The sequence below is a fragment of the Streptomyces sp. NPDC051776 genome (genome assembly GCF_040681345.1).
Classification (GTDB): domain Bacteria; phylum Actinomycetota; class Actinomycetes; order Streptomycetales; family Streptomycetaceae; genus Streptomyces.
On sequence record NZ_JBFAYQ010000003.1, the window covers coordinates 178,348 to 191,883 of the forward strand.

The following is a 13,536-nucleotide window of genomic DNA, read 5'->3' on the forward strand; positions in this document are numbered from 1 at the left end:
CACCGGCCTCCTCACAAGCATCGGAAGGCAGGCCTGATCATGGTTTAACCGCTGGTGATGTCCATCGACCAGGGCACCAACTCCACTCGATGCATCATGTTCGACCACCAGGGACGGCTGGTGTCCGTCGCCCAGCGGGAGCACCAGCAGCACTTCCCCAGGCCCGGCTGGGTCGAGCACGACGCCTTGGAGATCTGGCGCAATCTGCAGCGCGTGGTGCCGCAGGCGCTCTCCGAGGCCGGTGCCGGCGCCGAGGGGGCCGCCGCGGAGACGGTCGCCGCCGTCGGCATCGCCAACCAGCGCGAGACGACGGTGCTCTGGAACCGCAGGACGGGTGCGCCACTGGGCCGGGCGATCGTCTGGCAGGACACCCGTACCGCCCCGCTCGTGGAGGGGCTGAGAAACGATCCCGGAGACGACTTCTTCCTCCAGCGCTGCGCCCTGGCGCCCTCGACCTACTTCTCCGCACCGAAGATCCGCTGGCTGCTCGACCACCTCGAGGGGCTGCGGGAGCGTGCCGAGGCCGGCGAGGTGCTGTTCGGCACGATGGAGAGCTGGGTGATCTGGAACCTCACCGGCGGACCGGACGGCGGCCTGCACATCACCGACGTCACCAACGCCAGTCGCACCATGCTGATGAACATCCGCACGCTCACCCGGGACGAGGACCTGCTGGCGTTCTTCGGGATCCCCCGCGCGATGCTCCCGGATATCCGCTCCTCGGCCGAGAGCTACGGCACCGCCCGCTCGGTCCTCCCGGGCGTCCGTATCGCAGCCGCCCTCGGCGACCAGCAGGCGGCGCTGTTCGGGCAGACCTGCTTCGCCTCCGGGGAGGCGAAGTGCACCTACGGGACCGGCAGCTTCCTTCTGCTCAACACCGGCACCGACCTCGTGCGGTCGCGGCACGGACTGCTCACCACCGTCGCCTACAAGATCGGCGGGCGGCCCGCGGTGTACGCACTGGAGGGCCCGATCGCCGTCACCGGCTCACTGGTCCAGTGGTTCCGCGACCGCCTGGGGCTCATCAGCAGTGCGCCGGAGATCGAGACCCTCGCGCGGACCGTGGAGGACAACGGCGGCTGCTACATCGTCCCCGCGTTCTCCGGTCTGTACGCGCCACGCTGGCGCAGCGACGCACGCGGCGTCATCGTCGGCCTCACCTCGTACATCACCAAGGGGCACCTGGCCAGGGCCGTACTGGAGGCGACCGGCTGGCAGACCCGGGAGGTCGTCGACGCCATGAACGCCGACTCGGCGGTCCCCCTGAAGGCGCTCAAGGTGGACGGCGGCATGACGGCCGACAACCTGCTCATGCAGATACTCGCGGACGTGCTCGATCTGCCCGTCGTGCGTCCTCTGGTTTCCGAGACCGTCTCGGTGGGCGCTGCCTACGCGGCGGGCCTCGCCGCCGGATACTGGCCCGACCTGCAGGTCCTGCGCCGCAATTGGCACCGTGCCGGCCAATGGCTGCCGGACATGGACCCCGAGCGGCGCCGGTCGGAGTACGAGAACTGGCAGCGAGCCGTCGAGCGAGCGCTCGGCTGGATCGGACCGCCGGAGTCCTCCGGGTGACCCCTGTCGGAAGACGCGCATCGCCGGCCGTGGGGGCGAACGGGCCGAGGGCGGGTCACGAGCGCTCGCCGTGCGCCGGTGCGTGCGTTCCGCCGGCCGGCGCGGGCGCCACCAACCGTGCGGTGCGCCGCGCGAGTTCGCTGATCCGGATGCCGTCGAAGCCGAACACCGCGCTACGCACGGTGTCCTCCAGCGGAGCGGTCCACTGTGCGGGGATCGCGGACGCGCCGCACAGCACGCCCGCGACCGAGCCGGCCGTCGCGCCGTTCGAGTCGGTGTCCAGCCCGCCGCGGACCGTGAGGGCGATGGTGGTCGTGAAGTCGCCTTCGCCGTAGAGGAGTCCGGCGGTCAGCACGGCGGCGTTGGGCACGACATGGATCCAGTGCAGCCGCCCGGTCTCGGCGTCCAGTTCGGCGAGGGTGCCCTCCCAGCTCAGCCCGGCGTCGTGGAGGGCGGCCGTCCTGCGGACCGTACGGGCCAGGCGGGAGCCGGCCGGAATGTGCTCCAGCGACGCCTCCAGCGCCGCGCGTACCGAGCGGGCGGTGAACGCGGCGGCGACGAGCGCCGCGGCCCACATCGCGCCGTAGACACCGTTGCCCGTGTGGGACAGGACGGCGTCGCGGCGTGCCAGCCCCGCGGCGCGGCGCGGGTCGCCCGGCGAGGTCCAGCCGTGGACGTCTGCGCGGATGAGGGCGCCGATCCACTCCTGGTACGGGTTGTCGACGGTCGCCGCGACCGGCGGCTTCAGGCCCCGCGCCAGATTGCGGTAGGTCGCGCGTTCCGCGGTGAAGGTCTGCAGATACGGCAGGCGCAGCAGCCAGAGTTCGCCGACCTGCTCGGTGGTGAAGCCGAAGCCACGGGTCTCCAGCAGATGCAGGCCGAGGATCGAGTAGTCGACGTCGTCGTCGCGCGCGCTGCCGTGGATGTTGCCGCGCGTGCACTCCGGCCACTCCGGGCGCAGCTCGAACTCGGCCGGATCCAGCTGGCGTTCGGGCGTCGGCCCCGGGATGTAGTCGGTGAGGGGGAGCGCGTCCGTACGGCGCAGATAGCGGTCGATCCGCTGCCGCGTCCAGTGGTCGCCGCGTTCGACGGGCTTGCCGAGCATGTTGCCCGCGATCCTGCCGAGCCAGCCGCCGAGGATCTTGTCGTCGAGGACGTCCGGGGCGAGGGCCGCCGCGGCGGGGACGGCGGTGCGATGCGCAGTCATGTCTCCGGTGTACTCGACCGGGCCGCGCACCGGACGCATTTGGCGCCGTTTCGGTGCCGGCGTCGTGCCGGGGTGTTTCGGGTCGGTCCCGCACCCTGCCGGACAGCCCGTGTGGGCGACGGGGCCGGGCGGACGCCACGGCCCGCTCTTGCCTGTGGCGCGGCCGGTGCGGTGCGGGCGGGCCTCGCCCCCACGTGCCCGGTGGCTCGTACGGTGAGGCGCGTGCCGGGTGCCGGGTGCCGGGTGCCGGATGCCGGGGATGCCGGGGATGCCGGGCCGACCCGCGTACCGGGTGCCGTGTACCGAGGACCGCGTGCCGGGTGCTGTGCCACGCGGTTTGCAGGGGTACGCGTGTGAGGCGCGTACCGCGTGCCGCGTACCACGCGGCACGCAGGGGGCCGCGGTCAGCCGTGACGGGGCCGCGAGACGGTGGCCCGGTCCTTCGGCCTCACCCGCACGCCACCGGGCGTCTTTCCGCCCGGCGGCAACGGTGTCGGTGGTCCGTGGTTCCATGGCTGGGTGATCGATGACTTCCTGTCCGGGCCCGGGGCCGCACGCCATCTGTTCGACGTCGAGGAGGCGCTGCGCGCTGCCGCGGCGGCCGAGATCATGCCGCGCTTCCGGCAGCTCGCCGCACACGAGATCGTCGAGAAGACCGGCCCGCACGACCTCGTCACCATCGCCGACCGGCTCGCGGAGGAGCACCTGACGGCCTCGCTGACGAAGCTCCTGCCCGGATCCGTGGTGGTCGGGGAGGAGGCGGTCCATGCGGACCGCGGCGTCCTCGCCGAGCTGAGCGGCGAATCACCGGTGTGGATCGTCGACCCGGTCGACGGGACACGGCAGTTCGTGCACGGCGACCCCGGCTTCACCACACTCGTCGCCCTCGCCCACCGGGGCGAAGTGCTGGCCTCCTGGACTTACGCTCCTGCGCTGCTGGGCCTGATGGCCGTTGCCGTACGGGGCACAGGGGCCACGCTGGACGGCGTACCGCTGCGCGCGGGGCAGCCCGAGGCGGACGCGGTGCTGGAGGTCGCGGTCTCCCACCCCGACTTCACGACGCCTGAGGAGGACGCGGCGCTCGCCCGGCTCGAGGTCGAGGGCGTCGCACCGAGACCGTGCGGCTCGGCGGGTCTGGAGTATCTGCGCGTGGCTCAGGGGGCCCTCGCGGCGGTGGCCTTCGGCTGGGAGAACCCGTGGGACCACGCCGCGGGTCTGCTATTGGTCGAGGAGGCGGGCGGAGTGAGCGCCACGGTCGCCGGTGAGCCGTTCCGGATCGCCGGGGGCAATGCCCTGCCGTTCACGGCCGCGCGCGACGAGGCGACGGCCCGGTACCTCCTCGCGCTGATGCGCGGGGCCGGCGCCGAGCGCGACGCCGCACCCACCGGGGCCTGACCCGTGCCCCGCCGGCCGGTGGGCACCAGCGGGACCGGGTTCTCGCCGCGCCGGTCGCTGGACTCACCCCGCCGGGTCAGGTGCGTGATCCGTGGCCCGCAGCCCCAACGCGTCGTGACGCGGCGAGGTGTCCCCGGGCTCGCCGCCGCGCAGTTCGTTCAGCCGCTGCCACCCCGCGGCGGAGCGCTCCCCGAGCAGGACCGAGGTCACCAGAACCTCCAGCATCACCGCGTCGTAGGCGTCCGAGGTACGGCGGTGGCGCCGGGGATCGCCCTCCACCAGCGCCCCCGAGATGATCCAGCTCCCGGCCGTGTCCGGCGCCGGCGCGAACACGGCCTCGTAGATGCGGTGTCCCGTCCAACTGCGGTGGAGGAAGAGCCGGTCGCCCTCGGCGAACGCGTTCCACCGCTCATCCATGCCTCCGGCCCGGTAGCCGAGCCGAATGCGGTTCCATTCGTCGGCCGACCAGACGCGGGCCGGGAGGAGCGAGAGGGAATCCGCCTTCGAAAAGCCATGCACCTTACGGAAGTCGGTGCGGACGATGCGTTCCATGCGCGAGAGGGTAAGGCCTTCCCGGACGGCGTCAGTAGCTCTCCGGCCTGCGCCGTCACGGTCGTCCGGAATACGCCCGTCCGGCCCTCACGGGGTGCTACGTGATCTTTGTCGGCACCGTCTTGTCCCGGGTGGCCGGTGGCCCGGTGGCCCGGTGGCCCGGTGGCCCGGTGGCCCGGTGGCCCGGTGGTGCGGTGGCGCGGTGGTGCGGTGGCGCGATGGCCGTTGGCCCGGTGTCCTGGTGGCCCCGTGTGTCCGGCCGTGGCCGCCCGCTCACCGTCGCCGGCCTTCCCCGGCCCACAGTGCCCCCTCGGCCCGCGCCGACCACCCTCCCACCCCGGCATTCCCCGCCGGGCCGGGCCGGAAGCGGCCGCTCGGAGTTGGAGCGTCACACGCGCCGCATATCCTGGGCAGAGCCCCACGGCGGCAAATGGCCGTCAGGGGACCGGCCGTCGGATGACGAAGGAGTCTCGCGGTGCCGTCGATGCTCGATGTGGTCGTGGTGGGGGCCGGGCCGAACGGGCTGACCGCCGCCGTCGAACTGGCGCGCCGCGGCTTCGCGGTGGAGCTGTACGAGGCCGGGGACACGGTCGGCGGCGGCGCCCGCACCGAGGAGCTGACGCTTCCCGGCTTCCGGCACGACCCCTGCTCGGCCGTCCACCCCTTCGGCGCGGGATCGCCCGCCTTCGCCGACATGCCGCTCGACCGCTACGGCCTCGAATGGGCGCACGCGGAGCTGCCGATGGCGCATCCGTTCCCGGACGGCAGCGCCGCCGTCCTCGCCCACACCGTGGGGGAGACCGCGGCCTCCCTCGGTCATCGGGACGCGGGCGCGTACCGCCGTCTCGTCGCGCCGTTCATCGGATACTGGGACACACTGGCCGCTGACTTTCTGCGCCCGCCGTGGCTCGGTTTCCCGCGCGATCCGGTGCGCTACGCCCGCTTCGCTCTCCTCGGTCCGCAGCCCGCCGCACTGCTGAACCGCCGCTTCCGCGACGAGAAGGCGCGTGCTTTGTTCACCGGGCTCGGTGCCCACGCCATCACCGGTCCCGGCACCGTCGTCACCGGCGGCATCGCGGTGATGTTCGCCCTGGCCGCACACGCGCGCGGCTGGCCCGTGGCGCGCGGCGGCTCGCAGGCCGTCTCGGACGCGCTGGCCGGGTATCTCCGCGACCTGGGCGGCACCATCCACACCGGCACGACCGTCAAGCGCCTCGACGAGCTGCCGCCCGCCCGCGCGTACGTCTTCGACACCTCGCCCACCGCGCTCGCCCGGATCGCCGGGCTCGGCAACGCCTACGCCCATTACCGCTACGGCCCCGCCGCATTCAAGATCGACTACGCACTCTCCGGTCCCGTACCGTGGACGGCCGAGGATGCGCGCCGCGCGGGCACCGTCCATGTGGGCGCCTCCGTCCGTGAGATCACCGTCGCACTGAGCCGCGCGGGGCGCGGTGAGCCGCCCGAGACACCCTTCCTGATCACCTCTCAGCCGAGCGTCGCGGACCCGAGCCGCGCGCCGGAGGGCAAGCACGTGCTGTGGGCGTACGGGCACGTCCCGAACGGCTGGGGCGGTGACGCCACGGATGTGATCGAGCGTCAGATCGAGCGGTTCGCCCCCGGCTTCCGCGACTTGGTGCTCGCACGCGCCGTCGCCGGTCCGGCGGAGCTGGCCGACCGCAACGCCAACTACGTCGGCGGCGACATCGCCTGCGGGGCCTTCGCCGGTCTGCAGGCGGTCCTGCGTCCCAAGCTCGCCCGCGTCCCGTACGCCACGGCTCACCCGGCGGTGTTTTTGTGCTCCTCGGCGACGAGCCCCGGCCCGGGAGTGCACGGAATGTCGGGGCACCACGCCGCCCGCGCTGTCTGGCGCAGGCTGCGGGCGGCTGCCGAGGACTGAACCGACGGCCCGTCCGAACCGAAGGTGCTGTCCGAACCGCCCGGCGTCCGAACCGCCCGGCGTCCGAACCGCCCGGCGTCCGAACCGCCGGTCCGTCCGGCCGTACGCGCGTCCGGTCCGAGTCCGCTGACGACTTGCGGCCGGGTGGCATCCGTACGGGCACTCGCCCACGTTGATGTCGGATTTCCGCCAGCCAGGACCATCGTCCGTAGCCGATGCTGGGAGCCATGCACACCGACACCGACCGGTGCGTGCGCGCCGTACAGGCGAAGGACGCCCGCTTCGACGGCTGGTTCTTCACCGCGGTCCTGACCACCGGCATCTACTGCCGCCCGAGCTGCCCGGTCGTGCCGCCCAAGCCGGAGAACATGCGCTTCTACCCCAGCGCGGCCGCCGCCCAGCAGGCCGGTTTCCGGGCCTGCAAGCGCTGCCGGCCCGATGCCAGCCCCGGCTCCCCGCAGTGGAACGAGCGCGCCGACCTCGTCGCCCGGGCCATGCGGCTGATTGCCGACGGCCTGGTCGACCGGGAGGGCGTGCCCGGTCTCGCCGGGCGCCTGGGCTACAGCACCCGGCACATCGAGCGGATGCTCCTCGCCGAGGTCGGCGCAGGCCCGCTCGCCCTCGCCAGGGCCCAACGGGCGCAGACCGCCCGCCTGTTGATCGAGACGAGCGCCCTGCCGATGGCGGAGATCGCCTTCGCCGCCGGATTCTCCAGCATCCGGACCTTCAACGACACGGTCCGCGAAGTCTTCGCCCTGGCACCGGGCGAACTGCGCACCCGCGCGACCCGGGCCTCCGGTGGCACCCGCGATGGGCGGCCTACGGCCACCACAGGAACGATCGCCCTGCGCCTGCCCCACCGCGCCCCGCTCTGCCCCGACAATCTCTTCGGACACCTGGTGGCCACCGCGGTCCCCGGCGTGGAGGAGTGGCGAGACGGCGCGTACCGGCGCACCCTGCGCCTGCCGTACGGGCAGGGCGTGGTGGCGCTCCGCCCCGGGCACGAACACATCGGCTGCCAGTTGGCCCTCACCGACCTCCGCGACCTCACGATCGCGATCAGCCGCTGCCGGCGGCTCCTCGACCTCGACGCCGATCCGGAGGCCGTCGACCATCTGCTCAGGGCCGATCCGCAGCTCGCGCCCCTGGTCGACAAGGCGCCCGGCCGGCGGGTTCCGCGTACGGTCGACGCCGCCGAGTTCGCCGTACGCGCCGTTATCGGCCAGCAGGTGTCCACCGCCGCGGCGCGTACGCACGCCGGGCGCCTCGTCCTCGCGCACGGCGAGCCCGTCCACGACCCGGCGGGCGGACTCACGCATCTCTTCCCCGGTCCCGAACGGCTCGCCGGCCTCGGCCCGGAGCAGCTCGCGATGCCCCGCACCCGCCGTACGACCCTCACCACGCTCGCCGGGGCGCTGGCGGCGGGCGAAGTCGCCCTCGGCGCGGGCAGCGACTGGGAGGAGGCCCGGGCACGGCTCGCGGAGCTGCCCGGCATCGGCCCCTGGACGCTCGAAGTGATCGCCATGCGCGCACTCGGCGACCCCGACGCGTTTCCGCCGACCGACCTCGGACTGCGGCGCGCCGCGCGGGAGTCGGGCCTGCCGTCCACGCCGGCCGCGCTGACCCGGCGGGCGGCCGAGTGGCGGCCCTGGCGGGCGTACGCCGTCCAGTACCTCTGGGCGACCGACGACCACCCCATCAACCACATGCCGCCCGCCTGAAGCGCCCGGCGACCCCCAGGAGTCCTGACATGCCCACCGCGCCCACCGCACCTGCCAGGACGGCCGCGCGTACCGCGCCCACCGCGCCTGCCGCGGCGACGGTTCACGCCGCACATGCCGCACCGACTGAACGTGCCGCGCCCACCGCGCCCACCAGGACGGCCGCGCGTGCCGCGCCCACCGCGCCTGCCGCGGCGACGGTTCACGCCGCACATGCCGCACCGACTGAACGTGCCGCGCCCACCGCGCCCGCCAGGACGGCCGCGCGTACCGCGCCCACCGCGCCTGCCGCGGCGACGGTTCACGCCGCACATGCCGCACCGACTGAACGTGCCGCGCCCACCGCGCCCGCCAGGACGGCCGTTCCCGAGCGCACCCACGCCGTCGTCGACAGCCCGCTCGGCCCGCTCACGCTCGTCGCCACCGACGGCGTCCTCAGCGGCCTCTACATGACTGAGCAGCGGCACCGGCCGCCGCAGGAGACCTTCGGTGTTCCCGACGAGACGCCGTTCGCCGAGACGGTGCGGCAGCTCGACGCCTACTTCGCGGGCGACCGCACCGACTTCGACCTCCCGCTCCGCCTGAACGGCACGCCCTTCCAGCAGCGCGTCTGGACGGCACTGCGCGAGATCCCGTACGGCCGGACCGCCTCCTACGGGGAACTGGCGGTCCGCCTCGGCAACCCCGGTGCGTCGCGCGCCGTGGGGCTGGCCAACGGCAAGAACCCGGTGGGCATCATCGTCCCCTGCCACCGGGTGGTCGGTGCGAAAGGCAGCCTCACGGGCTACGGCGGCGGCCTCGACCGGAAGCGCCGACTGCTGGACTTCGAGTACGGGGCCATGCCGTTGGACGGGCCGGGAGGGGCCTGACACAAGCCCAACGGCACGGATCTGTGGGTGAGTTCGGCCCGTCCGAGGCGCTCGGCCCGCCGGGCCGTCCCGGCCGGTGGCGCCCTGCGCTCCCGCTCTGCATCAGGCGCCGTCGGCCCCCGCACCGTCCTTCGCGATCCGTGCGAGCAGGGCGGGCAGCGCCGTACCGATGGGCTCGCGCACGACCTCGTCTGCCAGGTCGTCGTACGGCGTCGGTTCGGCGTTCACGATGATCAGCCGGGCGCCGTGGTCGGCGGCGATGCCCGCCAGCGAGGCGGCCGGCTGCACCTGGAGGGTCGTACCGACCGCGATGAACACCTGGCACGCCTGGGCGATGGCCATCGCCTCTCCCAGCACCTCCGGGTCGAGCCGCTCACCGAACATGACGGTCGCGGACTTCAGGATGCCGCCGCACTCCCGGCACTCCGGGTCGTCCTCGCCCGCCGCGACCCTCTCCAACGCCACCGCCATGTCGGAGCGGGCGTTGCAGCGAGTGCACTGCACGGCCCGGGCCGTACCGTGCAGTTCGAGCACCTTGCGGGCGGGGAGCCCGGCCAACTGGTGCAGTCCGTCGACGTTCTGCGTGATGACCCGGACCGGTACGCCGGAGCGTTCGAGGCCGGCGATCGCGTGGTGCGCCGCGTTCGGCTTGGCGCGGAACGCCGTGCTCTCCCGCCGCATCAGCCAGGACCGGCGCCGGACGTCGGGATCTGACATGTAGGCGCTGTACGTCACGAGCTTCTCGGCCTCGGGGTCCCTGCGCCACAGGCCGTTCGGCCCGCGGTAGTCCGGGATGCCGGAGTCGGTGGAGACGCCCGCACCGCTGAGGAGGGCGACGAGGGGCCGCCCCGCACCCTCCGCACCGACGTTCGCCGCGTACGCGCCGTTGCTCATGCCGCGAGCCTACGCACGGGGCGAGGGCGGGGCGAGAGCTTTCCCCCGGGCCGACGGCAGCCGGGGCGGCGGTGGCCGGTGCAGACGGCAGTCCGGGCGGGCGGCGGCTCGGGCGGACCGCTCTCGTATCCGCCCTCGGCACCGCGCATTCCAGCATGTGGCACCGCGGTTCCCGGCCTGGCACCGCCCCATTCCCTCCGGATAGGGTCGCACCCGGCGCGACCGCATGTTCGATGGCAAGGGGTAGAGGTGGCGGACGCAGCAGTTGAGGCAACGGGACGTGTGCTGATCGCCGCGGACAAGTTCAAGGGCTCACTCACGGCCGTCGAAGTGGCCGAGCACGTCACCGCGGGACTGCGGCGCGTGGCCCCTGGAGCCGTGGTCGAGTCCCTGCCCGTCGCGGACGGCGGGGACGGGACGGTCGACGCGGCGGTCGCGGCCGGGTTCGAACGCCGCGAGGTGCGGGTCACCGGGCCGCTCGGAGCCGAGGTCACCGCGGCGTACGCACTGCGCGGCGGTACGGCCGTCGTCGAGATGGCCGAGGCGTCGGGCCTCAGGCGCCTTCCCCCGGGGGTCTTCGCGCCCCTCACGGCCACTACGTACGGCACCGGCGAGCTGCTGCGCGCCGCACTGGACGCAGGCGCGCGCACCATCGTCTTCGGCGTCGGTGGCTCCGCGACGAACGACGGTGGGGCCGGCATGCTCGCCGCCCTCGGGGCGCGACTGCTCGACCGCGACGGCGAGGAGATCCCGCACGGGGGCGGCCCGCTGCACGAACTCGTCTCGGCCGACCTCTCCGGTCTCGATGCCCGGATCGCCGAGACGGAGATCATCCTCGCGAGCGATGTCGACAATCCCTTGACCGGGCCGAAGGGCGCGGCTGCCGTCTACGGGCCGCAGAAGGGTGCGAGCGAGGAGGACGTCGCGACCCTCGATGCGGCCTTCACGCACTACGTGGGTGTGCTGGAGGAGGCCGTCGGGCCGAAGGCGGCCGACCACGCGCGCTCGCCGGGCGCGGGCGCGGCGGGCGGCATCGGCTACGGCGCATTGGTCGGGCTCGACGCGGGCTTCAGGGCGGGCATCGAGGTCATGCTCGACGTCCTCGGCTTCGCGGCCGCGCTCGAACGGGCGGACCTCGTCATCACGGGCGAGGGCTCGCTGGACGAGCAGACCCTGCATGGGAAGGCTCCGGCGGGCGTCGCGGCGGCGGCGCGGGCGCGCGGGAAGCGCGTGGTCGCGGTGTGCGGGCGCCGGGCGCTGAGCGACCGTGAGCTCGTCAAGGCGGGCATCGCCAGCGCGTACGCCCTGACGGACCTGGCAGCCGACCCGGCGACGTGCATCGCGAACGCGGGCCCGCTGTTGGAGCGCGCGGCCGAACGCCTGGCGGCCCGGGAGCTCCGCTTCTAGACGCGCCCGAGTCCTGGGCGTCCGCGAGTAGGACCTCGCCGCGCGAGTGTGCCCCTTCTGTGGGGGTTCCGGGGGCCCTCCGGGGTCTCTCCTCGGCCGACGTTCGGGTTGGTGCGGCTTTCCGCGGGTGGTCGTCGGCCGCCCCGCGGACACACCCCTGCATGCCCCCTCCCGTGGTGGGCCCCGAGTCCGCATCGGTGCGTACTCGTATTGCGTCGGAAGCCGCGTGGCGCCGGCCTGCACGCCCCTCCCGCCGGTTCGGCCCAGAGCCTCGTGGCGCCGCGTAACCCGTACTGGCCTGGTCTGCCGTACGCACACGCTCCGTACGCCCTCCAGGGCTGCGAAAGACCGCCCCTACATGACGAGGTGCCCGAGCCGTATCCCTGCTCGGGCACCTCGTCATGGTTCGTCGTCGCGTCCCCCGCGGAGCGGCTACGGCAGCTGCGCCGCCCGCGCCTCGCGGCGGTTGTCGCGGAACGTGTTCACCCGGCGCGCGGTCGCGAAGAGCGGGATCACCGCCCCCAGGACCAGTTGCAGCGCGCAACCGGTCTGCAGCAGGAGCTGCCCGCCCGGAGCGTCGAACGCCCAGGCCGCCAGCATGCCCATGCTGACCACGATCCAGCCGAGCATCGCGACCGCGAGGCGTCCCCGCGGCTTCGGGTACTCGACGCGGCTCACCATCAGCCAGGCGACGCCGATGATGGCCAGCAGCGTCGGGATGAACGGCAGCTCCAGCAGGACGATGGAGACGACCGTCAGCGCGCCGAAGGGACTCGGCATGCCCTGGAAGATCCCGTTACGCAGCGTCACGCACGAGAATCTCGCAAGCCGCAGCACCACCGCCAGCAACACCACGATCGCGGCCACCGCCGAAACCCGCTGGTGGGCGTCGTCGGCGACCATGCCCCAGACCACGACGAAGTACGCCGGGGCGAGGCCGAAGCTGATCAGGTCGGAGAGGTTGTCCAGCTCCGCACCCATCGCCGAGCTGCGCAGCTTGCGCGCCACGAGCCCGTCGAAGAGGTCGAACACCGAGGCCAGCAGCATCAGCATCACGGCGGTTGCCGCACTGTGCCGGGCCATGCCGCCGTCCTCGCTGCCCGTGAGGTGCGGAATGAGGACGCCGGTGGTGGTGAAGTAGACGGCCATGAAGCCGCAGGTGGCGTTGCCCAGGGTGAGGGTGTCCGCTATCGACAGCCGCGTGGAGAGCGGCATGTCGTCCATCTCGTCGGAGTCCGCCTCGACCTCGGGAACCCAGGCGGCGGGGGCCTGAGGCTCGGGATCAATCACGGTCAAGGCGAGTCACCCCCGCAATCGTGGGCTGACCGACTTCGACGTCCACATCGACCCCGCTGGGGAGGTAGATGTCGACGCGCGAGCCGAAGCGGATCAGGCCGATCCGTTCGCCCTGCTCCACCTTCGTGCCCTGGGGCACGTACGGAACGATGCGCCGGGCGACGGCGCCGGCGATCTGCACCATCTCGATGTCGCCGAGCTCGGTGTCGAAGTGCCAGACGACCCGCTCGTTGTTCTCGCTCTCCTTGTTGAACGCCGGGACGAAACCGCCGGGGATGTGCTCGACGGACGTCACCGCGCCCGCCAGGGGCGCTCGGTTGACGTGGACGTTCAGCGGGCTCATGAAGATCGCGACGCGGGTGCGACCGTCCTTCCAGGGCATGATGCTCTGCACGACGCCGTCTGCCGGAGAGATCACCCGGCCCTGGGTGATCTCGCGCTCCGGGTCGCGGAAGAACCACAGCATGCCCGCCGCGAGTGCGGTGGTCGGTACGGCTACCGCAGCCCATCGTCCCGAGCGACGGGACCGGGCGAGGCTGAGGACTGCGGTGGCCACGGTCGGAAGGAGCCACGGCGACGCTCCGCGCGCGAGGCGGACGCGGCCGCGTGGTGCAGAGGAATGGCTGTGGGGCATGGATGACCTTCGTAGCGGATGACGCCGCATGGCGCTGGGGGACGGCGCGGCTGGCTTTCCGGGATGCTATCGGTAACGCGTGGCAACTG

The 13,536-nt window shown here is 73.2% G+C and carries 10 protein-coding genes and 1 pseudogene; 6 read left to right on the top strand and 5 right to left on the bottom strand.

Annotated elements, in window-relative coordinates; all coding sequences use genetic code 11:
- The first annotated feature begins 57 nt into the window (after positions 1-57).
- Positions 58-1,572, top strand: coding sequence for a glycerol kinase GlpK (glpK, locus tag AB0M26_RS04285; protein ID WP_365254235.1), 1,515 nt, complete (start codon positions 58-60; stop codon positions 1,570-1,572).
- A 55-nt stretch (positions 1,573-1,627) separates the two neighbouring features.
- On the opposite strand, the gene AB0M26_RS04290 is transcribed toward glpK, so the two are convergent.
- Complete coding sequence (locus tag AB0M26_RS04290; protein WP_365254237.1) at positions 1,628-2,779, bottom strand: ADP-ribosylglycohydrolase family protein; 1,152 nt, start codon at positions 2,777-2,779, stop codon at positions 1,628-1,630.
- A 519-nt stretch (positions 2,780-3,298) separates the two neighbouring features.
- Between AB0M26_RS04290 and AB0M26_RS04295 the strand changes: the two genes are divergently transcribed.
- On the top strand, positions 3,299-4,174 hold the full coding sequence (locus tag AB0M26_RS04295) for an inositol monophosphatase family protein (RefSeq protein WP_365254240.1): 876 nt from the start codon (positions 3,299-3,301) through the stop codon (positions 4,172-4,174).
- A gap of 63 nt (positions 4,175-4,237) precedes the next feature.
- On the opposite strand, the gene AB0M26_RS04300 is transcribed toward AB0M26_RS04295, so the two are convergent.
- The gene (locus AB0M26_RS04300) at positions 4,238-4,726 is read right to left on the bottom strand and encodes a hypothetical protein (RefSeq protein WP_365254242.1); all 489 of its coding nucleotides are present in this window, start codon (positions 4,724-4,726) and stop codon (positions 4,238-4,240) included.
- Between the two features lie 475 nt (positions 4,727-5,201).
- On the opposite strand from AB0M26_RS04300, the gene AB0M26_RS04305 reads away from it, so the two are divergent.
- The 3 genes and pseudogenes from AB0M26_RS04305 to AB0M26_RS04315 all read left to right on the top strand — a co-directional run.
- Positions 5,202-6,626 carry an NAD(P)/FAD-dependent oxidoreductase gene (locus tag AB0M26_RS04305; protein ID WP_365254245.1) on the top strand — a complete coding sequence of 475 codons (1,425 nt, stop codon included), beginning with the start codon at positions 5,202-5,204 and terminating at the stop codon, positions 6,624-6,626.
- 227 nt (positions 6,627-6,853) lie between these two features.
- Positions 6,854-8,347 carry an AlkA N-terminal domain-containing protein gene (locus AB0M26_RS04310; RefSeq protein WP_365254248.1) on the top strand — a complete coding sequence of 498 codons (1,494 nt, stop codon included), beginning with the start codon at positions 6,854-6,856 and terminating at the stop codon, positions 8,345-8,347.
- Between the two features lie 371 nt (positions 8,348-8,718).
- A pseudogene (locus AB0M26_RS04315) lies at positions 8,719-9,216 on the top strand (methylated-DNA--[protein]-cysteine S-methyltransferase); the annotation flags it as partial.
- A 102-nt stretch (positions 9,217-9,318) separates the two neighbouring features.
- Here AB0M26_RS04315 and AB0M26_RS04320 read toward each other — a convergent pair.
- The gene (locus AB0M26_RS04320; RefSeq protein ID WP_365254251.1) at positions 9,319-10,110 is read right to left on the bottom strand and encodes a Sir2 family NAD-dependent protein deacetylase; all 792 of its coding nucleotides are present in this window, start codon (positions 10,108-10,110) and stop codon (positions 9,319-9,321) included.
- 249 nt (positions 10,111-10,359) lie between these two features.
- Between AB0M26_RS04320 and AB0M26_RS04325 the strand changes: the two genes are divergently transcribed.
- Positions 10,360-11,517, top strand: coding sequence for a glycerate kinase (locus AB0M26_RS04325; protein WP_365254254.1), 1,158 nt, complete (start codon positions 10,360-10,362; stop codon positions 11,515-11,517).
- Between the two features lie 432 nt (positions 11,518-11,949).
- Here AB0M26_RS04325 and pssA read toward each other — a convergent pair whose 3' ends face one another.
- Both pssA and AB0M26_RS04335 read right to left on the bottom strand, forming a co-directional pair.
- Positions 11,950-12,813: a CDP-diacylglycerol--serine O-phosphatidyltransferase gene (gene pssA / locus AB0M26_RS04330; protein WP_365254257.1), complete on the bottom strand. Its 864-nt coding sequence runs from the start codon at positions 12,811-12,813 to the stop codon at positions 11,950-11,952.
- A complete protein-coding gene (locus AB0M26_RS04335; protein WP_365254260.1) occupies positions 12,800-13,447 on the bottom strand; it encodes a phosphatidylserine decarboxylase in 648 nt (215 codons plus the stop codon). Before AB0M26_RS04335 ends, pssA begins: the two co-directional genes overlap by 14 nt.
- Between the last annotated feature and the right edge of the window lie 89 nt (positions 13,448-13,536).